The organism is Dyadobacter sp. HNCC25DJ186 (assembly GCF_056895235.1).
Genome location: NZ_JBXHAS010000001.1, coordinates 978516 through 998412, shown reverse-complemented (window position 1 = coordinate 998412; position 19897 = coordinate 978516). Strand labels below are relative to the sequence as shown.

The window sequence follows — 19897 nt, the reverse complement described above, 5'->3', positions numbered from 1 at the left end:
AACTGCTGTTACGGATTTTTAAATGTCATTTTTACTGCACAAACTATCGACACGCTCCGTCAACTTTTTCAATAAGTCAAGTTGTTTTGCCTGTACATCAAACAAGGTTTTGATTTGTTCTTCCAACAACAAGTCCATTTTTTGATGCAGGCTACGTACTTCCAGTTCGGCTTTCATATTGATCAGATAATCATTTTCTGCCCGGATCCTGTCTTTTTCTTCCTGCCGGTTCTGGCTCATCATGATGATAGGCGCCTGCATGGCCGCGACGCAAGAAAGGATTAGATTCATTAAAATAAATGGATAAGGGTCGAATTGCTCTGCTTTTGGAAGTGTTGAATTGTAAATAATCCAAAGGATAAGAATCACACTGAAAATGATAATGAAAGTCCAGCTGCCGCCAAATCTTGCCACTTTATCAGAAACCCGCTGGCCTTGTGTAAGGATTTCCTGCGGCGGATGTGCCAGATTGTCAACGATCAATTCTTCTTCCTGAAAAGCTTTTGTGACAATATCGTGTAATTTTTTAATCTGCTTATTTTGGTTGGCGAGGATATCGTCAACTTCATCAAGAATTTCGGCCATCTTTAATTCGGGTAATTTGTCTTAAAAGTACGAATTAAAGATGGCTTCCAAATTATTTCACGGAAGTAATCCACCAAACGTTTCCGCTCGGATCGGTCACGCCGCAACTCCTTCCATAATCCTGATCTGCCGGTTCCATAATCGTTATAGCGCCTTCTGAAAGTGCTTTTTGATAAGTTTCGTCGGCATTATTAACATAGATAAAAAGATTGGCAGTTTCTGTTTTCCATTTTTCAGTACTGTCACAAAACATAATCGTACTGCCACCAATCTGAATTTCAGAATGCATGACAACATCTGTATCATCCCGCATTTTTTTAAACATTACTTCCGCACCAAAAACTTTTGTCGTAAAATCAATAAATTTCTCTGACGATTCCAGCATCAGGTAAGGCATTATCGTCTGGTGCCCGATTGGGATTTTCATAGTGCTCATTGTTTTTTGGTTAATGTTTAAGTAAATGTAACACACTGAAAAAGAACAAAATTGGAAAAACACGACATTAAACATCCCGGTATTCTGCCCCTTCTCCTTTTCCGGAAAAGAAAAATCTTGGGTGTTGTCCGGAAAATTCCTTAAAGTCGTGAATAAAGTGGGACTGGTCATAATACCCGCACGCATAAGCGATTTCCGTTAGTGATTTTTCAGAATCCCCATACATATTTACTGCGGATTGAAAGCGGACAATCCGGGTATATAACTTCGGACTAAAACCTGAAAAAGCTTTAAATTTTCTTTCAAATTGCCGTGTTGATAAGAAACTTTGTTCTGCCAGCTGCCGGACATTAGTAATGCCCTTCGTTTGAATGATATCAAAAATTGTTGAAAAGACCGCGGGTTCATGTCTGTAATTATCGGCAATCTTTTTTTCCAGAAAAGTGGTAATGATCTCAACTCTTTTCTCATTTGTTTTTGCCAGCATTATTTTTTCTTCCAAAACTTTACCTTCATTTCCCAACAAAACTCGGAGATCCGGCATTTCATTGCTCATTTCATCCGATGGCATTGAAAATAGAATCGGAATGGCAAAAGGGTAGAGATAAACACCAAAAATTCCGAAATTTTGACGGACGATAAATCGGCGGAAATTTTGAGATTGTCCGTGAACACCTGAACTGAAAGAAGTTTCTATAGAATCGTTTGACCGAATTTCATCAAATGGAGTTTGATGATGAAAAATCATCTCTGCGCAGCCGTCAGCCATGACCCGATGAATATACGGCTTTTCAGTGCCGACTTCATTTTCTAAAACCCAAAAAAATCTAACAAATTTTGAAAGTTTAGGCGGCGGGGCAATGGTTAGGTATTCCATAGATCAGACTGTCTATTATTAAAAAAACCATTCAATAATCAAAAGTGAAGTTACGTTTAATGTATAATTTTGAGTCTGATTGTGGTCATATTTTTTCGTTGTCCAATCATCTAATTTAGCGGTGCTTTTTGGAAATAATTGGTTGTAAAGTACACATTATGAAATCAGTCAACTAAATTTTAACTGAAAACACAATAGGTATATTTCCGATTTCCTTTAATACATTTGAAGAAAAATTGGAAATATTGGTTCAAATACGTGAGGTCTGCATTAATATTATCGTCGTTTTGGTGAAGAATATGAAAATCAAATCTTTTAGAACTAATACCCAAATTGGAATTGTTATAGGTAGCAGTTACAAAACGGCCGCAAGCTGATAACAATCTCTTTACTTAGTCGATTACTAATTATACTCGGTTTCTGTCATGAAATTAGTGCCCATAGAAAAGCGTACCGGACTTACCCGGGAAGAATTTATTGAGAATTATCTTAAACCAAGTCGTCCTGTTGTATTCACAGATTTGGCAAAAGACTGGCCGGCCATGCAAAAATGGACCTTCGAATGGCTTCGTGAAAACCATGGCCAAATTGAAATTCCCTTGGTGGATAACCACATGCACGACGCTGACAAATATTTCCAGATTGCAAAGACAATGAAGTTTGGAGAGTATTTGTCCCTGATCGAAAAAGGCCCGACAGACCTTCGGCTTTTCCTTTTTGATATTTTCAAAAAAGCACCTTCTCTGACGGAAGATATCCGGTTTCCAACCATTATGGACGGATTTCTGAAGTATTATAAGTTTGTATTTTTCGGTGGTGAAGGGTCAATTACAAACCTTCACTATGATATGGATTGTTCCAATGTATTTTTGACGCAATTCCATACCCGTAAGCAGGTTATTTTATTTTCTCCGGAAGAAAGCACAAGACTTTATCAGCATCCGTTTACGGTGATGAGCAAAGTGGATCCGATCAATCCGGATTACGAGCGATTCCCGGCAATGAAAGGTGCGACAGGTTTTGAAACGACTTTATACCACGGAGAAACAATATTTATTCCATCACTTTGGTGGCATTATATCCGATATATCGACGGAGGTTTCAGCCTTGCATTAAGAGCAAATAATTCAGTTTTCACTGCGGTTCGTGGAGGTATGAATCTTGTCCGTCACACCTTCGTAGACAAAGGTATGGCTTCTCTTTTGGGCCTCGAATGGCAGCATTGGAAAGAGAAAAAAGCAGTTGAAAAAGCACAGCAGCTGATCGCTCAGGAAGCATAGAGGAATTCTGACGCATTCCGGAGAAACTATTTTATCTTTGGAATGCGTTATGACTTGTATTCCTTTTATGTTTTGATATGAATTTTGAACTCACTTCCGAATACCAGCCTACGGGAGATCAGCCCGAGGCAATCAGACAACTTTTAGAGGGAATTGCAGCCGGCGAGCCTGCACAGACCTTGCTCGGGGTGACAGGTTCCGGAAAGACTTTTACAGTCGCTAACGTCGTGGCGGAAATCAATCGTCCTACGTTGGTATTAAGCCATAATAAAACCTTGGCCGCCCAGCTTTACGGCGAGTTTAAGCAGTTTTTTCCTAATAATGCGGTTGAATACTTTATTAGTTACTACGACTATTATCAGCCGGAAGCCTTTATTTCAAGCACCAATACTTATATTGAAAAGGACCTGATGATCAATCAGGAAATTGATAAATTACGGTTGCATACGGTTTCTTCGCTCATGAGCGGACGCCGTGATGTTCTGGTAGTTGCTTCTGTATCCTGTATTTACGGTGCAGGGAATCCGAATGAATATAAAAAAAGTATTGTCAAGGCAAAACTAGGCGATATTGTAAGTCGTAACCAATTTCTATACAGGCTTGTTGAAATTCTTTACAGCCGGACCGAAGTAGAATTTGGCCGCGGGACTTTCCGGGTAAAAGGTGATACCGTTGACATTTATCCCGGATATGCGGATTTTGCTTATCGTTTTATCTTTTTTGGAGATGAAATCGAAGAGATCCAACGTATTGAACCAGAAAGCGGAAAGAAGATTTCAAGCGAAAAGGCAGTTTCTATTTTTCCTGCCAATCTCTTCGTAACTGGCCGTGATGTGCTTTCTCAATCGATCAAAGAAATTCAGGATGACCTGGTAAAACAGATCAATTATTTTACCAACAATGGAAGAGTTGCAGAAGCTGAACGCGTAAAAGAGCGTACAGAGTTTGACATGGAAATGATGCGGGAACTTGGTTACTGCTCGGGAATCGAGAACTATTCAAGATATTTTGACAGACGAATTCCAGGTCAGAGGCCTTTCTGTTTGCTGGATTATTTTCCGGAAGATTTCTTGATGGTTGTGGATGAAAGTCATGCAACTATGCCGCAGCTAAAAGCCATGTGGGGCGGTGACCGGTCCAGAAAAGAAGCTTTGGTGGAATATGGTTTCCGTTTGCCCTCGGCGATGGATAATCGTCCGTTGACCTTTCAGGAATTTGAAGACCTGACGCCTCAGACGATTTTTGTAAGCGCAACGCCGGCAGAATATGAATTGCGTCGTTCAGATGGTGTTGTCGTTGAACAGATAATTCGTCCTACAGGCTTACTGGATCCGGAAATTGAGGTGCGTCCAAGTCTGAATCAGATTGATGATTTGCTGGAAGAAATCAATATTCGTATCAAGCAAGGCGACCGGGTTTTGATCACCACGCTGACCAAGAGAATGGCAGAAGAATTGAGTAAATATCTGGATCGTGTAGGGATAAAATGTCGTTATATCCACTCAGAAGTAAAGGCGCTGGATCGGGTTGAAATTCTTCGTGAATTGCGTCTTGGCGTTTTTGATGTTTTGGTTGGGGTTAACCTTTTGCGTGAAGGTCTGGATTTACCGGAAGTGTCTCTGGTTGCCATTATGGATGCTGATAAGGAAGGATTTTTGAGAGATATTCGCTCGTTAATTCAAACAATCGGACGTGCGGCGAGGAACGAGAATGGGAAAGTTTTGATGTATGCGGATGTGATGACCGGTTCTATGGAGGAGGCAATTGGCGAAACGAACAGACGTAGAGCAATTCAGCTTGCTTACAACGAAGAGCACGGAATTACACCTAAAACAATTCTGAAATCGAAGGAAGCGATTATGTCGCAAACTTCGGTTGCTGACTCGAAACCAAGAAAAATTTATGTTGAACCAAGTGAAATCCGGATAGCGGCAGATCCTGTTGTTCAGTATATGGGTAAAAATGATCTTCAAAAACTCATTAATGAAACTCAGAAAAAAATGGAAAGTGCTGCAAAAGATATGGACTTCCTGGAAGCTGCTAGGCTGCGTGATGAGTTGTTGCAGTTGAAGGAAAGGGTGAAAGATAAGGTGTAGATCAATCTGTTACATACCTTATCGTTAAGAAGCTGACTTCGCTAAATGTGAGGGCAGCTTTTTTTTATACAGAAATGGGGAAGTTATTTACTCGATTTTTTAATCCAAAGAGAAATTAATTTGTAAACCTTTGTGATTACGTATATTGCAACCAGAAAGGTCTTTTTGCCTTTTACAATATTCTTTCTGCACACATATCATATCATTTCTCATGAAAAAACTTTACCTGTTAGGTGTTCTGTTAATTACAGCTTTTACAGCAATCGCACAAAACAAAATTGATTTTAGTATTCCTAAAATTACCAGTGGAGTCGACCTTCGCACAAAGTTTAAACAACATAAATTGATTAAAGCCGATTTGGAAGGCATTTATTTGAAATTGGAAAATGAACCAAACGGTCAGATGGAACTTTCATTTTCTGGTCAGCCCAGATGGATGTTTGAGCTTGAAGAAAATAATTTGCTTTCCTCAGGTTATTTTGAAACTGTTGCCGGAAGTAATGGCGTACGCAAGCGAAGTAATGCAACGGTAAAAACATTTGATGGTACGCTAAAAGGTGGAAAAGGAAAAGTTTCGCTCACTGTCGACCACGGGTTTTTCTCGGCTGTAGTCAACGACGGCGGCCAAACGTGGTACATTGAACAAGCCCAATATATCAATGGAGAGTCAGATAATGAGGTGCTGGTGATGTATAATGCGCTGGATGTTATTGGGGGAAAGGAGTTTAGATGTGGCGTGGAGGACGATAAAAACAAGGCACAAGAATTGCTTCAACCGAAATCGGGAATGAGAACTCTGGCCGACGGATGTCAGGTCGTGGAAATGGCAATAGCTTCTGATGTAAGTATGTTTACGAAATTTGGAAGTACGGCTGCCGTATTTAATCATAATATTGCAGTGATGAATAATGTAAGTGTGCTTTACAGACATGAATTCATTGACAATATTGAGTATAGTATCGTTACCCAGTATGGAAGTATGGATTTTTCCAGCGATCCACTGTTGGTAAATACAACTTCCACGGATCCAACAACTTTATTACCTGCGTTTGCCGCCTGGGGGCAGGCGGGGAATTTTGGAGTTACTTTCGACGTTGGACAGTTCTGGACTAACCGGGATTTTGATGGAACAACGGTTGGATTGGCTTACGTTGGGACGATTTGCACGAATTACCAATACCATATTTTACAAGATTTTTCACCCGATATTTCATCTGTTGCTGTAATGACAGCACACGAGATTGGTCATAATTTCAATGCGAATCACGATGCGCCAGGTTCGCCTACCATTATGGCTCCATCAGTAAACCTGACAAGTACCTGGTCGTCGCAATCCGAAACTGCTATAAATGACCATATTACTACCCGAACTTGTTTAAGCAATTGTAACGGAACAATAAATTCTGCTTTTATTGCCATGCCTTCCGCCGTTTGTGTAGGTGGAACCGTGCAATTTAAGGACCAAACAATCAATGGTTCTACGAGAAGCTGGACCTTTCAATCGGGTAATCCAGCAACTTCCACGTCAGCCAAGCAGGCAACGACCTATTTGACCGCGGGCACTTTTGACGTAACCCTGGCGAGTGGTACTCAGACCCTGGTTGCCAATGATTATATCATTGTGAATAATCCGGCCCTTAATACTGCTTCCTGTTCTTTGCCAAGCGGTACGCCTGGGAACGGTGGACTACGATATTTTGCTTTAAATTCCATAAATTTTCCGTCGGGAAATGCGACCTCTGATGGAAGTAAGTATATGGATAGGTCGTGTACGCAAATTACTGAATTGACGGCAGGGAATTCTTATGACGTAACAGTCAGCATTGGGAATTATGACGAGAATGTAACCCCAACTATATTTGAGCGAATAAAGGTGTATATTGATTATGACAATGATGGCCTTTTCAACGAAACTACGGAATTGGTTGTAAATTCCAGTAGTTTATGGGCAGGTTACCTTACTTACGATGCATCCAGCAGGCCATGGCTGCGATTTACTACGCCAACAAACGCAACTAAAAATAAGATATTAAGACTGCGTGTTGTTACCGATACATCAAATCCGTCTGATGCATGCCATAACACAGCAGAAGGCCAGGTGGAGGATTATGGTGTTGTATTTCATCAAATCAGTCCGCCATTGCCGGTTGACCTGATATCATTTTCAGGAAGGAAAGCCGGAAATGGTAATTTGCTGGAATGGAAAACAGTAAATGAAACAAAAATGGAATCGTATACCGTAGAGAGAAGCGAGACCGGAATCGGTTTTTCTGATATTGGTACGGTTGTGTCTAACAATACAGGTAAAGACCAGTTTAATTACCAGTTGACAGATGAGTTAATTCCTAATACTGTTGGTGGCTATTACTACAAACTCAGGATGGCAGAAATGGATGGAAAAGTCAATTTTAGCAGAATCATTTTTGTTAAAAATTCTGATGTACAAGCAGGGCTGGTTTTAAAAAATTGTCAGACATTGATTGGAGATGATATTGCTTATGAATTGCTGTCTGATACGGAACGCGTGGTAAATATTACGCTATTTAACATCTTAGGGAATCCGGTAAGAGCCTGGAAAAAAGGACTATCCAAAGGTAATAATCAAATCAAGGACGATATGACCAATTTAAATTCAGGTTTGTTATTCCTAAGTATTCAGGCGGACGATCAGCCAGTGATTGTTCAAAAAATATTAAAGTAAATTTGCGTTGAATTAAATTTGAAATCATAAAACGGGTCGGTCAGACAGTTCTGACCGGCTCGTTTTATGATTTGTTTAATGCGCTTCCTCAGTTGCATTTGTGGTTTTTAGCAATGCCACAGCCTCTTTCCAATTATTCACTCTTGTGTGCCGGTCTACATTGATGTTATGCCCGGCCGTAAACAGAATCGGCATTCCTTTGTGGAAATCAAGATTTTTCAAATGATCGTCAATTAAGAAGTCGGTACCAATAACACTTTTATCTCCACAGAAAATAATATTTCTCCATGATATAAATGGGAAATGTTCTGCAAGCCAATCGTGTTTTTCGATCAGAGAATTGGGGAATTCCATAGCTGCGGAAACGATGTAGACATCAAAGTCTTCCTGCAATTCTTTCAACGCTTCAACTGCGCCTTCGATCACCGGTGCATTGCGAAAAAATCCCTTTTTATAAATAAGGCTCCTTGCCGCGGCCGGATCGGGGAATGCGAAATCTTCTGGTTTTCCCAGCAAATCTTCTTTTTCTACCCGAACACCAAATTCCTGCTCGTAAAAATGAATCCAGTTCGTTTCGATATCCGCTATGACATTGTCCATGTCGATGGCTACTGTTTTTTTCATTTATATGATATTTTAGCTGCAAAATATTGCGACAAATGTAGCTATATATTGCAATAATTTGCAATATATAATTTTAATTAATTATTATCTTTGCAAAAAGTTGAATCTACGTCGATGTTAAAAGAAGAACGCTTTCGGGTTATACTAAGTCAGTTAGGGCAAGATCAAAAAGTGCATTTATCCGGACTGAGTGGTATTTTAAATGTTTCTGAAGATACGGTCCGCCGGGATATCAAAGAATTAGCAGAACAGGGATTACTCAAGTCGGTCAGGGGAGGAGCCGTGCCGCATTCGCCTGGACCGCATCATTTCAAAGATCGCATAACATATGGGCATGACCAGAAGCGCATCATTGCGAATAAAGCGCTAACTTTTCTGAAAGATGGTCAGGTCGTCATTTTTGATGGCGGAACTTCTGCCATGCTGATCGCACAGGCATTACCCAAAGACATTCATCTAACGGTCGTAACAAACAGTTTTCCGATCGCGAGTATTTTGGAAGAGCATGAAAAGGTGGACGTTTTGTTTGCCGGTGGAAGGCTGCTGAAAAAATCTTTTGTAACGATAGGGAATGAAACGATACAGTATTTTAGAAAATTCCGGGCCGATATCTGTTTTTCAGGAATTTGCAGTATCCATCCGGAACTGGGCGTTACAGGGCCGGATTATGAAGAAAGTGAAGTGAAAAGGGCGATGGTGGAATCTTCCAGAGAAATCATTGCGCTTTCTACGCTGGAAAAATTAGGAACTGCCGAGGCATATTATGTTTGTCCGACCAATCAGTTGACGACGATCATTACCGATCAGCCGGACAATTTAGATATGTTTGAGGTTTATAAAGCAATGGGAATCAAGATGGGTTAATCTTCATTTTCGGAAGTTTGCTCGATCTTATGAAAAGTTTCGTCCATCGTTTTTGTTTCCTGATTTAAAACATTAGCAACACCCAGCATATAGGCAATGGTGAAATACCTGAGCCATTTTATGGCTCCGAGAATTATCTTGTTGATTTTCATGATTTCTAAATTGAAGTAATAAGACAAAACGAAACCTTACTTCCCAAACGGGAAATCAAGTATTGTCAGACCAATAAATGGCCTGGGTTTCGACATAGAGAATATGAGCCATTGCGCAGCAGTAATAGCTGGCTAGGAAACGAAATCAGGAAAATCGTCAGAAGAATTGGAAGTCAATATTCGACTTCTAAAATGAAGAATTGTATTTTGAGATACTGGTTTGAAAAGGCTATATTGTCTGTTCAGAAGAATATGGGCATGGTTATTCAATCTGTGAGACAAAAGATTTATTAGTATAAATTGAGAATTTTGCTGTTGGTTGAAATAACTTTTCTTAGAGGATATTGAAAATTTAGCAAAAGCTTTTTTCTTTCCCGAATTTGGAATAAGCTGGTCAACGCGTTCAATCAGAACAGGTTTTCCAAATTGAAGATTGTTGTTGTGATGAGAAATTCCGGATGACAGAAACAGAAAAAACAGCCAACTGAAAATTGGAAGTTTGCGATTGATATTTTGTCTCTGTTTCATGTTGTAATTATTTCGCGCCCATCCGTATGGCACCATCCAGGCGTATTACCTCACCATTTAACATCGGATTTTCAACAATTGATTTTGCTAACAAAGCATATTCGGACGGTTTTCCCAAACGCGATGGGAATGGTACCTGCTGTCCCAGAGAAATTCTAGCCTCCTCCGGTAAATCCATTAATAGCGGTGTTTCAAATAATCCAGGCGCAATGGTCATGACCCGAATACCTGCTTTTGCAAATTCGCGCGCTATTGGTAACGTCATGCTTACGATACCACCTTTGCTGGCTGCATAAGCCGCCTGACCCATTTGTCCGTCATAAGCGGCAACGGAGGCTGTGTTTATAATTATTCCGCGTTCGCCTTCTGCGTTCGTCTCATTTTTCTCCATGGCAAAACCAGCTAAACGAATCACATTAAACGTCCCGATCAGATTGATACGAATAGTTTTTTCAAACGCTTCAAGAGCATGCGGACCATAAACCCCATCAACTTTTCCAATGGTTTTTCTGGCGATTGCAATACCGGCACAATTAACAACGATCTGAATCGAGCCAAATGTTTCCAACGCCGAATTGATAGCCAACTTCACATCGACTTCATCCGCTACGTCTGTTTTTACAAATTTAAGTTTTCCAGGAAATTCCTGTTCAAGTGCTTTTCCCGAAGTTTCGTTTAGGTCAAGGATAACGACATTGGCTCCTTGTGAAAGGAATAGTCGGGCGGTGGCTTCGCCGAGCCCGGAAGCGCCGCCTGTGATGAGTGCTGTGGAGTTTTGTAGTTGCATGAAGTGTGAAGGCTAATTATTGTTAATCACTTATCACTTCTATGTCGATTCAGTATATGCTCCGGAATTGGGTGTTTTTCTAAAAATGCGCGGGCTTCACTCACTTTTTTCAAAACAACAGGATGCTGTGAAAGATCAGGTAGTGAATTGTCAATAATTACTTCACCATATTTAGGTGTTCTTTTACTACCCTTTGATTTTATTGATCCCATAATATTAAACTATGTCTAAAATTAATTCCTTTTAAAATGAGAAGGAATAGGATACTTCCTCAACGTTTCTCTTGCCTTTTCAGCTTTTTCCAAGGCGATTTGTGGAACAGGTAAATTGTCTAAAGAAGGATTATATATAATTCCTCCCTCGCCCTCTTTCGTGATATTTTTTTCTACAACTTTCATTTCTATGAAAATTAATTTCATCTAAATTAACTCTTTTTTTCAATTAAAAAACCTTCAAAATTAATATTAGGTTCGAATGGATGCCATTCTTGATTTTTAAGTCCAAGTATAATCAAATCTTGAATATCAGAGTTATATATTTTGTTAATAACAATTTGGTATAGTCTAGTTCTTGAAGAAGTAGTTCCCTCAAAGTAAATTTTCCTATTTCGATATGCTTTTAAAAACGCGGTTACAGCATTTATTACTGTGGCAAAAATTTCCGGCATATCACCATTATTGGTTACCAATAAATCACTGTATTCCTGAGAAGTGGGATTGTAATCCAATAAAGCAAGATTATAAATATCATCGGCTAGTAATTGGAATAAAATTACTTTTTCAAAAACACCTCGTTTGCCAACGCTCTGAAATTGGAACCGAGTATGGTCTTTATTTATATCTAGTGCGTATGGTTTATAATTCATTATATAGCAAAGCCTTTAGACCTTACTAAACTGTGTTTGGTACATCTAGTACGTAACAGATCAACATAAGTTACGCAATCAAAAGAAAAAGGAGCCCCACAAAGAAAAAAATCTCTGTGAACCTCCTTTTTTACTCTTCCTAACGCTGCGTTTTCTAAACTAGAAATCAGGACACCACCTCAATTTTTACCTTCAATAAAAACTCATCCATTTCAATCTCGCTGGCAGAACCATTGAGGTCGCCTACCAGGCTAAGATCCAATGCCTGAACTTCCTGACATATATATTCTCTGTTCGCAGTTACAGCACTTGCCAATAATTCATCATTGTTTTGAAGCGTGATTTTTATTTTATCCGTTACTTCAAATCCGCTGTCTTTACGAAGATTTTGAACACGGTTTACGAAGTCACGTGCGATACCTTCCAGACGAAGTTCGTCGGTAACGGTGATATCAAGGGCAACAGTCAGACCATTTTCACTTGCAACCAGCCATCCCGGAACGTCTTCAGTATAGATTTCTACTTCGTCAATCAAAATCGCCGCTACCGGATTGAGATCGGTAATCAAAAACTGACCGTCCTTTTCCAGTTGTTTGATTTCAGTATTGTCCCAAAGCTTGATTTTCTCTGCGACAGCCTGCATATCTTTTCCAAACTTTTTACCTAAAACCTTAAAGTTCGGTTTTGCTCTTTTATGGAAAAATCCGTCGTTGTCGTTGATCGCGTCAACATCTTTCACGTTAACTTCCGATAAAATAATCGAAGCAACCTGACGAATTTGTCGACTTGTTTTTTCTGTCAAAGCCGGAATCAAAACTTTTGAAAGCGGTTGACGTACTTTTAATTTATGTTTTTTACGGATCGAGTGAACCAGCGAACTGATCGACTGAGCCATTTCCATCGCTTCTTCCAGATCCAGGTCGATTTCATTGTATTCAACCTTCGGCCAGTGTGACAAATGAACCGAGTCGTATTTCAAATGAGAATCCGCTTTGATCAATTCTTCTCTGATTCCGTCTGTCAAACTTTTATACAACCATTCCGCAAAAAACGGAGCGATTGGCGACATTAACTGAGAAACCGTAACCAAACAATGCTGCAACGTTTCATAAGCCGCTTTTTTATCTTCTGTCAATCCGGCATTTTCGCTTGATGGATTCCAGAAACGGCGACGGTTTAAACGGATATACCAGTTTGAAAGCTGATCCGTTACGAAATCCTGAACCAGACGTCCCGCTTTTGTTGGGTTATAATCGTCAAACTGCTCACCAACTTCTTTGATCAGCGTATTCAGTTTTGACAAAATCCAGCGATCCAGTTCCGTTCTGCTTTCCACAGGAACAGACGTTGCTTCATGGAAATTATAACCATCCAGATTCGCATACAAAGCGAAGAAATTGTAAGTATTTACTAGCGTTCCGAAAAACTTGCGCTGCACTTCCTGGATCCCGTCGATGTTAAATTTAAGGTTATCCCAAGGTTCCGCATTGGTGATCATATACCAGCGCGTCGCATCTGGACCATATTTTCCAAGTGTTTCGAATGGATCAACGGCGTTTCCAAGACGTTTTGACATCTTGTTACCATTTTTATCCAAAACCAAACCTGTTGAAACAACGTTTTTGAACGCTACCGAATCAAACAACATTCCGGCAATCGCATGCAAAGTGAAGAACCATCCGCGTGTCTGGTCGACGCCTTCGGAGATAAAATCGGCCGGGTAACTTTCGTTGAATGTTTCGTTGTTTTCAAATGGATAATGCCATTGCGCATAAGGCATCGCACCGGAATCAAACCAAACGTCGATCAGATCCGGCTCGCGGAACATGATATTTCCCTGAGCAGAAACGAAATAAATGTTGTCAACATAAGGACGGTGAAGATCGAAATCTCCTTCGCTCAATTTTGCCAGATAAGACGAATTACTTTCAGTTTGTTCTGCCGATAATTTCCCGGAAGCATTTGCGCTTTCAAGCAATGCCTTCAGTTCACTGATCGCACCAACACAAACTTCTTCACCAATTTCACTGCGCCATATCGGAAGCGGCGTTCCCCAGTAACGGGAGCGGGATAAATTCCAATCCACCAGGTTTTCCAGCCAGTTCCCAAAACGACCTGTTCCGGTGCTTTCAGGTTTCCAGTTGATTGTTTTATTCAATTCAACCAGCTTATCTTTCATCGCTGTTGTTTTGATAAACCAGCTATCCAGTGGATAATATAACACCGGTTTGTCCGTTCGCCAGCAATGCGGATACGTATGTTCGTATTTTTCGACTTTGAACGCTTTACCTTCTTCTTTCAGTTTGATGGCAATCAAAACGTCCGTTGCACGGAATTCAGGATCAGCCTGTTCTTCTGCTGAGTAATATTCAGGCTTCACAAATCGGCCTGCATAATCTGTTATTTCTTTAACAAAACGTCCACGACGATCCACGATCGGTACTTCTTTCCCCGTTTCGTCTTTCACCATAATGGCAGGAATACCATTCGCGTGAGAAACCCGAAAGTCATCCGCGCCAAAAGTTGGTGAAGTATGTACAACGCCGGTACCATCTTCTGTGGTAACGAAATCTCCGATAATCACACGGAAAGCAGGTTTGTCTGGCTGAACGTATGGCATCAATTGCTCGTATTCAACACCTTCCAGATCTTTTCCTTTGAATTCTTTCAGGACAGTCCAAGGCAATAATTTTTTGTCGCTCGCAGCATATCCTTCGAAATCACCGTCTTTTCCTTTTTCAGTGAAATATTTTCCAATCAGATCCTTCGCCAAAACCACTTCAACAGGTTCGTAAGTGTAAGGATTGAATGTTTTTACCAATACATAATTAATGTTGGCGCCAACCGTCAAAGCTGAGTTTGCTGGCAAAGTCCAGGGCGTTGTCGTCCATGCCAAAATGCGCAGATCAACCAAACCAGCAACATCAGCAAAAACAGGATAACTTTCCACCGCTTTCACTTTGAACATCGCCACAATCGTTGTGTCCTTCACATCTTTGTATGTGCCGGGCATATTCAATTCATGCGATGACAGACCAGTTCCAGCTGCCGGAGAATACGGCTGGATGGTGTAACCCTTATAAAGTAAACCTTTGTCGTAAAGCTTTTTAAGCAAACTCCAAAGACTTTCGATGTATTCGTTTTCGTAGGTTACGTATGGATTTTCAAGGTCCACCCAGTACCCCATTTTTTCCGTAAGATCATTCCATTGGTCAGTGAATTTCATGACCGTCTGGCGACATCTTTCGTTATATTCTTCTACTGAAATTGTTTTTCCAATATCATCTTTGGTAATCCCAAGTTCTTTTTCAACCTGCAATTCAACCGGAAGTCCGTGTGTATCCCAACCTCCTTTACGCTTTACCTGAAAGCCCTGAAGGGTTTTGTAACGGCAGAAAATATCCTTGATCGAACGCGCCATCACGTGGTGAATACCAGGCGTTCCGTTTGCCGAAGGCGGACCTTCATAAAAAGTAAAGGAAGGCGAACCTTCGCGCGTATCGATCGACGCTTCAAAAATTTTATTGTCTTTCCAAAATTTCAGTATATCATCACCAATCTGTGGATAACTGAGGTTTTTATACTCTTTGTAGTTCATATCGGCAGTTAGCTATTAGTATGGTCCGTCACACGGTGTTCCGTCAAACGGATGGCCGTTAGCTTCGTTATTTGGCTCTTCCTAAATTTCAGACCGCAAATTTACGGATTTTTTGGGTGAAAGGGAAGGAGGTGTGATAATGATTAATGGCTGATTTGATACATTGTAGAATGTATAACAGAAATTGCTGATAAGTTGATCGTTAGAAGTTGTTAAGACTAGGCATAAAACTAAACAAGCTAATCTTCATCATTTCTGATAAACCCGCACATAATCAATCTCATACCGGGCCGGGAATTCCGTTTTAGCAGGATCTCCGCCATTATCACCGCCAATCGCCATACCTAGTAAGATATAATGCGGTTGCCGGAAAGGGTTTTTGTGTGGTTCTTTTGCGTTGTATGTTTTTTCAAGATCAATTGAATTCATCAAAAAATCATCAACATAAAGTTTGATGCGTTTTTCGTCCCAATCCATTCGCCAGACGTGAAATTTATTTGACCAGTCAGGGTCGTCGAATTCTGAAATTGGCTTTTTTACAGTGCTCCAGATACCTTTCCATTTTTCCATAGAACCCCATACCGCATTAGCCAGGATCGTTCCGCGGTAATATTCCATGATATCAATTTCACCGTTTTCCGGCCATTCGCCTTCATTTCCCAATGTCCAGAATGCAGGCCACATACCAGAACGGGTATCGATTTTAGCCTTTATTTCGAAACGTCCATACTTGAAACTTTGCATTCCCTGTGTAATCAGGCTCGCCGAGGTATAATGCGCAGAACTTCTTTCTTCCTTCCAGTTTTTACTCCCGGAAACATAATTTGGATTTTTTACCTCTTCCCGGCGTGCTTCAATAATGAGCATCCCTTCTTTACAAAAAGCATTTTCGGCCTGATACCATTGATATTCATGATTCCTGACAAAACCTTTTTCGGCTTTCCAGTTCTTTTGATCCGGCTTTCCGTCGATATTAAATTCATCAGACCAAACCAACTTCCACTGGGCTTTGGCAGTGATATTAGAAAATACTGAGAAAATTAAAATTAAGTAACTGATTTTCATTTTAAGGCGTTAATTGATCAGGAGTTTGATTTCTATCAACGATGATAACAGATTATTCCTAGCCAAACAAATAGGTCAAAAAGATTTAATTACGTTATATTCCACAACGAAATCGTATCATTTAAACCTTTTGTTCATTAGTTAGAATTCAAAAAAAATCATTAATAAACTTTAAACATTGATCTGATTAACTTCGGATTTTGTGAAAATGAAATGAATAGAATTGCAAGTGTGGCGCAAAAGGCTGGTTTAGACGGATTTTTACTGTTGCTGATCAGCATGATCGGATTGGCGTATTTATGGCCATATCCCGGAATGAAGACAAGCCCTGTGCCATTAGGCGAAATTGCCACGTACGGTGTTTCAGTAGTTTTTTTCTTTTACGGATTGAGGCTTAGTCCGGAGAAATTACGGGCGGGCTTGACCAATTGGCGATTGCACGTCATGATCCACTTTTCGACTTTTTTAATATTTCCATTGATTGCGTTGGCGCTCCGTCCGGTTTTTGTTGGAGAAGAAAATGAAATGCTTTGGTTATCTATCTTTTTTCTGACGACACTTCCTTCAACGGTTTCCTCTGCTGTCGTTATGGTTTCCATTGCAAACGGCAATATCCCGGCAGCGATCTTTAATGCCAGTATTTCCAGTTTGATGGGCGTTTTTATCACGCCGCTTTGGATGGGGCTGGTACTGGATGATGCCTCCGGAAATTTTGATTTGATAGGCGTAGTCGGAAAATTGTCTTTACAAGTAGTATTACCAGTTGCACTGGGATTGTTACTAAATAAAAAATGGGGATATTTTGCAGAAAAAAACAAAACGAAAATCCGGTATTTCGACCAGTCTACCATTTTACTGATCGTTTATACCTCATTTTGTGAATCGTTTGGCGAGCATTTATTTAGTGGATTTCAAATTAAAGATATTGTACTTTTAGGAATAGGAATGTTGTCGTTGTTTTTTCTTATTTACAATGTGCTGACTTTTTTTAGTCGATTGCTGCATTTCAGTCGGGAAGACGAGATAACGGCAGTATTTTGTGGTTCGAAAAAATCTCTGATTCAGGGTGCTGTAATGTCCAAAGTTTTATTTTCAGGCGCTGCTTATGCCGGTGTAATGTTGTTGCCCATTATGCTATACCATGCATTACAGCTTATCGCCGCCAGTGTTATGGCGCAGCGAATGGCCAGGGAGAATTTAAATATTACAGATTCGGAATAATTGTAACAAATTGATAAAGAGATGTTTTACTTAAAATATTTGTATGCGCTTAATACCATTCCTTATCCGATTTATTTTATTCGTACTTATTTTGGTCGGGTTAAAGTCGATGTGGGATAATTTCAGCACGGGAAACTGGGTTCCCGACTGGGTTTCGGGAAAAGACAAAATGGAGACGGTTCACACTTTGGTGCTGGAAGAAATGACAGCCATGGGAAAGCTGGAACTGGTAAAATATAATTTTAAAGATGTGGTTGAACAGGAGGTTGTCAAAACCTGGCTTCCCAATGCAAAAGCCGTTATCATTGTGCAGGGAGAAGCAATTGGTTGTGTGGATTTAACCAAAATTGAGATCGCTGACATTACCTCTGACCAAGAGATTTTAGTAGTGAACATGCCTGAACCTGAGTTATGTGTTTTCAAAATTGATCACGAACATTCCAAAGTTTATAACACGGAATACGCTTTTATGGAAGAGGGGAAACTTGTGAATGATGCATTTTTACAAGCAGAAAAGCAAATTCAGAAATCAGCCCTGGATATGGGGATTTTGGAGCAGACAAAGGAAAATGCAACAAAAATATTGACGCCCATGCTTGAAAAAGCGTCAGGTAAAAAGGTGATGTTAAAATTTCCAATGAGTACGAAAATAGATAAATTACGCTAACAACCACTTTCTTATGCCCGTTAAAGGATTTCTCACACAGGAAGATTTTGAAAAAAAAGTTCAGCTTGAAGAAATAGAAACTGTTATCGTAGGTTTTACAGACCATTACGGGCGCCTGCTGGGAAAGCGGGTGGACGCTGAATATTTCATCGACAGTGTGCTGAAATCGGGAACACACGGCTGTGATTATCTTTTGACAACCGATATGGAAATGGAGCCGGTTCCGGGATATACTTATGCGAACTGGGAGCTTGGTTACGGCGATTTTCACATGGTTCCAGATCTTTCAACCTTGCGTATGGCAGACTGGCTGGAAAAAACGGCGCTAATTATCTGTGATATTTTTGATGAAAAAACCCATGCTCCGGTTCCTGTCGCACCGCGTTCTATCCTGAATAAGCAGCTTGAAAATGCCGCTGACTATGATGGCTTAAAATGTTTTGCAGCGTCTGAACTGGAATATTATCTTTTAGAAAACACTTATAAGGATGCTTTTCAAAAGCATTACCAAGACTTAACCCCGGCCGGATATTATCTCGAAGATTACCATATACTTCAAGGGACGAGAAATGAAAAATTCACTTCGGCGGTCAGGAGGCATTTGAAAAACTCCGGCATAGCCATCGAAACGTCCAAAGGCGAGTGGGGTTTAGGACAACATGAGCTGAATGTGAAGTATGATGAGGCTCTGCCCATGGCGGATAACCATGTTGTTTATAAACAATGCATGAAGGAAGTAGCCGATGCCATGGGGTTTTCGGTGACTTTCATGGCAAAGTTTGCAACGGGGCAGGCGGGGTCCAGCAGCCATATTCACATGAGTTTGTGGAAAGACGGCAAAAACGCCTTTGCCGGAGAGCAGCAATTTGGGCCGGTAAAAGGATCGGATATTTTTCGCTGGTTTCTTGGTGGTTGGATAAAACATGTGCCGGACGTTATGCCGTTTTACGCGCCAACAGTGAATTCCTACAAGCGTTTTGTCGACGGCTCCTGGGCTCCTACGCGGCTTGCATGGAGTTATGACAATCGCACGGCGGGTTTTCGCGTAGTCGGACATGGGGCAAGTCTGCGGATCGAATGCCGGATTCCCGGCGCAGATTGTAATCCTTATCTGACTTTTGCAGCTTCACTTGCGTCAGGTTTGGCCGGAATAAAAAATAAAATCGAACCGCCGGAATGTTTTACAGGAGATATTTATGCAGCATCGCATTTGCCAAGAGTCCCGTACACACTTGCCGAGGCAACAGCTCTTTTTGAACAAAGTACATTTGCTAAGGAGACTTTTGGAGAAGATGTTGTGAAACATTACACTCATTTTTTTAAAACAGAACAGCGGGCATATGATATGTCAGTTACGGATTGGGAGCGCAAACGGTATTTCGAAAGGATATAAGTGAAACTTAGGAGTTAGGCAGGAGGCTCCGATGGAGCCGGAATTTTAAAAGATTAGAATCAATTGCTATAAACAGGAAGCTCCAATGGAGCGAGGTAGTAAGCCTGGAAATTCGTGAATAGAAATTAGTTTTAAAAATTTGGAATTGTCCAGCCGGG

19 protein-coding genes are annotated in these 19897 nt (G+C 40.5%); 7 read left to right on the top strand and 12 right to left on the bottom strand.

What is annotated here, in order from left to right; translation table 11 throughout:
- Positions 1 to 18: 18 nt before the first annotated feature.
- From AC1XUO_RS04300 to AC1XUO_RS04290, 3 genes are all read right to left on the bottom strand, one after another.
- Positions 19 to 585: a DUF1003 domain-containing protein gene (locus tag AC1XUO_RS04300; protein ID WP_483328519.1), complete on the bottom strand. Its 567-nt coding sequence runs from the start codon at positions 583 to 585 to the stop codon at positions 19 to 21.
- Between the two features lie 52 nt (positions 586 to 637).
- Positions 638 to 1012 (bottom strand): VOC family protein, encoded by a 375-nt coding sequence (locus AC1XUO_RS04295; RefSeq protein WP_483328518.1) that lies wholly within the window; start codon positions 1010 to 1012, stop codon positions 638 to 640.
- Between the two features lie 76 nt (positions 1013 to 1088).
- Positions 1089 to 1898 (bottom strand): DUF6597 domain-containing transcriptional factor, encoded by an 810-nt coding sequence (locus AC1XUO_RS04290; protein WP_483328517.1) that lies wholly within the window; start codon positions 1896 to 1898, stop codon positions 1089 to 1091.
- A gap of 425 nt (positions 1899 to 2323) precedes the next feature.
- Here AC1XUO_RS04290 and AC1XUO_RS04285 point away from each other — a divergent pair, with 425 nt between their 5' ends.
- From AC1XUO_RS04285 to AC1XUO_RS04275, 3 genes are all read left to right on the top strand, one after another.
- The gene (locus AC1XUO_RS04285) at positions 2324 to 3178 is read left to right on the top strand and encodes a cupin-like domain-containing protein (RefSeq protein ID WP_234649908.1); all 855 of its coding nucleotides are present in this window, start codon (positions 2324 to 2326) and stop codon (positions 3176 to 3178) included.
- A gap of 77 nt (positions 3179 to 3255) precedes the next feature.
- A complete protein-coding gene (gene uvrB / locus AC1XUO_RS04280) occupies positions 3256 to 5274 on the top strand; it encodes an excinuclease ABC subunit UvrB (protein WP_483328516.1) in 2019 nt (672 codons plus the stop codon).
- 211 nt (positions 5275 to 5485) lie between these two features.
- The gene (locus tag AC1XUO_RS04275) at positions 5486 to 7975 is read left to right on the top strand and encodes a M12 family metallo-peptidase (RefSeq protein ID WP_483328515.1); all 2490 of its coding nucleotides are present in this window, start codon (positions 5486 to 5488) and stop codon (positions 7973 to 7975) included.
- A 75-nt stretch (positions 7976 to 8050) separates the two neighbouring features.
- Here the strand turns inward: AC1XUO_RS04275 and AC1XUO_RS04270 are convergent, their stop codons facing one another.
- Positions 8051 to 8599 carry a 5' nucleotidase, NT5C type gene (locus tag AC1XUO_RS04270; RefSeq protein ID WP_483328514.1) on the bottom strand — a complete coding sequence of 183 codons (549 nt, stop codon included), beginning with the start codon at positions 8597 to 8599 and terminating at the stop codon, positions 8051 to 8053.
- 90 nt (positions 8600 to 8689) lie between these two features.
- On the opposite strand from AC1XUO_RS04270, the gene AC1XUO_RS04265 reads away from it, so the two are divergent.
- On the top strand, positions 8690 to 9463 hold the full coding sequence (locus AC1XUO_RS04265; protein ID WP_483328513.1) for a DeoR/GlpR family DNA-binding transcription regulator: 774 nt from the start codon (positions 8690 to 8692) through the stop codon (positions 9461 to 9463).
- Here AC1XUO_RS04265 and AC1XUO_RS04260 read toward each other — a convergent pair.
- The 8 genes from AC1XUO_RS04260 to AC1XUO_RS04225 all read right to left on the bottom strand — a co-directional run bounded on the left by AC1XUO_RS04260 (position 9460) and on the right by AC1XUO_RS04225 (position 16458).
- Complete coding sequence (locus AC1XUO_RS04260) at positions 9460 to 9615, bottom strand: hypothetical protein (protein WP_483328512.1); 156 nt, start codon at positions 9613 to 9615, stop codon at positions 9460 to 9462. The two genes, AC1XUO_RS04265 and AC1XUO_RS04260, sit on opposite strands and share 4 nt — an antisense overlap.
- Before the next feature lie 132 nt (positions 9616 to 9747).
- Positions 9748 to 10143: a hypothetical protein gene (locus AC1XUO_RS04255; protein ID WP_483328511.1), complete on the bottom strand. Its 396-nt coding sequence runs from the start codon at positions 10141 to 10143 to the stop codon at positions 9748 to 9750.
- Between the two features lie 7 nt (positions 10144 to 10150).
- Entirely contained in the window at positions 10151 to 10930 is a 780-nt protein-coding gene (locus AC1XUO_RS04250; RefSeq protein ID WP_483328510.1) for a 3-hydroxyacyl-CoA dehydrogenase, read from the bottom strand.
- Between the two features lie 26 nt (positions 10931 to 10956).
- Positions 10957 to 11142: a hypothetical protein gene (locus AC1XUO_RS04245; protein ID WP_483328509.1), complete on the bottom strand. Its 186-nt coding sequence runs from the start codon at positions 11140 to 11142 to the stop codon at positions 10957 to 10959.
- Between the two features lie 21 nt (positions 11143 to 11163).
- Entirely contained in the window at positions 11164 to 11328 is a 165-nt protein-coding gene (locus AC1XUO_RS04240) for a hypothetical protein (protein ID WP_483328508.1), read from the bottom strand.
- A 26-nt stretch (positions 11329 to 11354) separates the two neighbouring features.
- On the bottom strand, positions 11355 to 11795 hold the full coding sequence (locus AC1XUO_RS04235) for a DUF6934 family protein (RefSeq protein ID WP_483328507.1): 441 nt from the start codon (positions 11793 to 11795) through the stop codon (positions 11355 to 11357).
- A gap of 166 nt (positions 11796 to 11961) precedes the next feature.
- The gene (gene ileS / locus AC1XUO_RS04230) at positions 11962 to 15393 is read right to left on the bottom strand and encodes an isoleucine--tRNA ligase (protein ID WP_483328506.1); all 3432 of its coding nucleotides are present in this window, start codon (positions 15391 to 15393) and stop codon (positions 11962 to 11964) included.
- Between the two features lie 249 nt (positions 15394 to 15642).
- Positions 15643 to 16458: a glycoside hydrolase family 16 protein gene (locus AC1XUO_RS04225; RefSeq protein ID WP_483328505.1), complete on the bottom strand. Its 816-nt coding sequence runs from the start codon at positions 16456 to 16458 to the stop codon at positions 15643 to 15645.
- Positions 16459 to 16671: 213 nt separating this feature from the next.
- Here AC1XUO_RS04225 and AC1XUO_RS04220 point away from each other — a divergent pair, with 213 nt between their 5' ends.
- From AC1XUO_RS04220 to AC1XUO_RS04210, 3 genes are read left to right on the top strand one after another with little or no spacing between them, the layout of a single operon-like run.
- A complete protein-coding gene (locus AC1XUO_RS04220) occupies positions 16672 to 17679 on the top strand; it encodes a bile acid:sodium symporter family protein (RefSeq protein ID WP_483328504.1) in 1008 nt (335 codons plus the stop codon).
- 43 nt (positions 17680 to 17722) lie between these two features.
- A complete protein-coding gene (locus AC1XUO_RS04215) occupies positions 17723 to 18346 on the top strand; it encodes a DUF4230 domain-containing protein (RefSeq protein WP_483328503.1) in 624 nt (207 codons plus the stop codon).
- Between the two features lie 13 nt (positions 18347 to 18359).
- Positions 18360 to 19739, top strand: a complete 1380-nt coding sequence (locus AC1XUO_RS04210; RefSeq protein ID WP_483328502.1) for a glutamine synthetase family protein — start codon at positions 18360 to 18362, stop codon at positions 19737 to 19739.
- Positions 19740 to 19897: the final 158 nt, after the last annotated feature.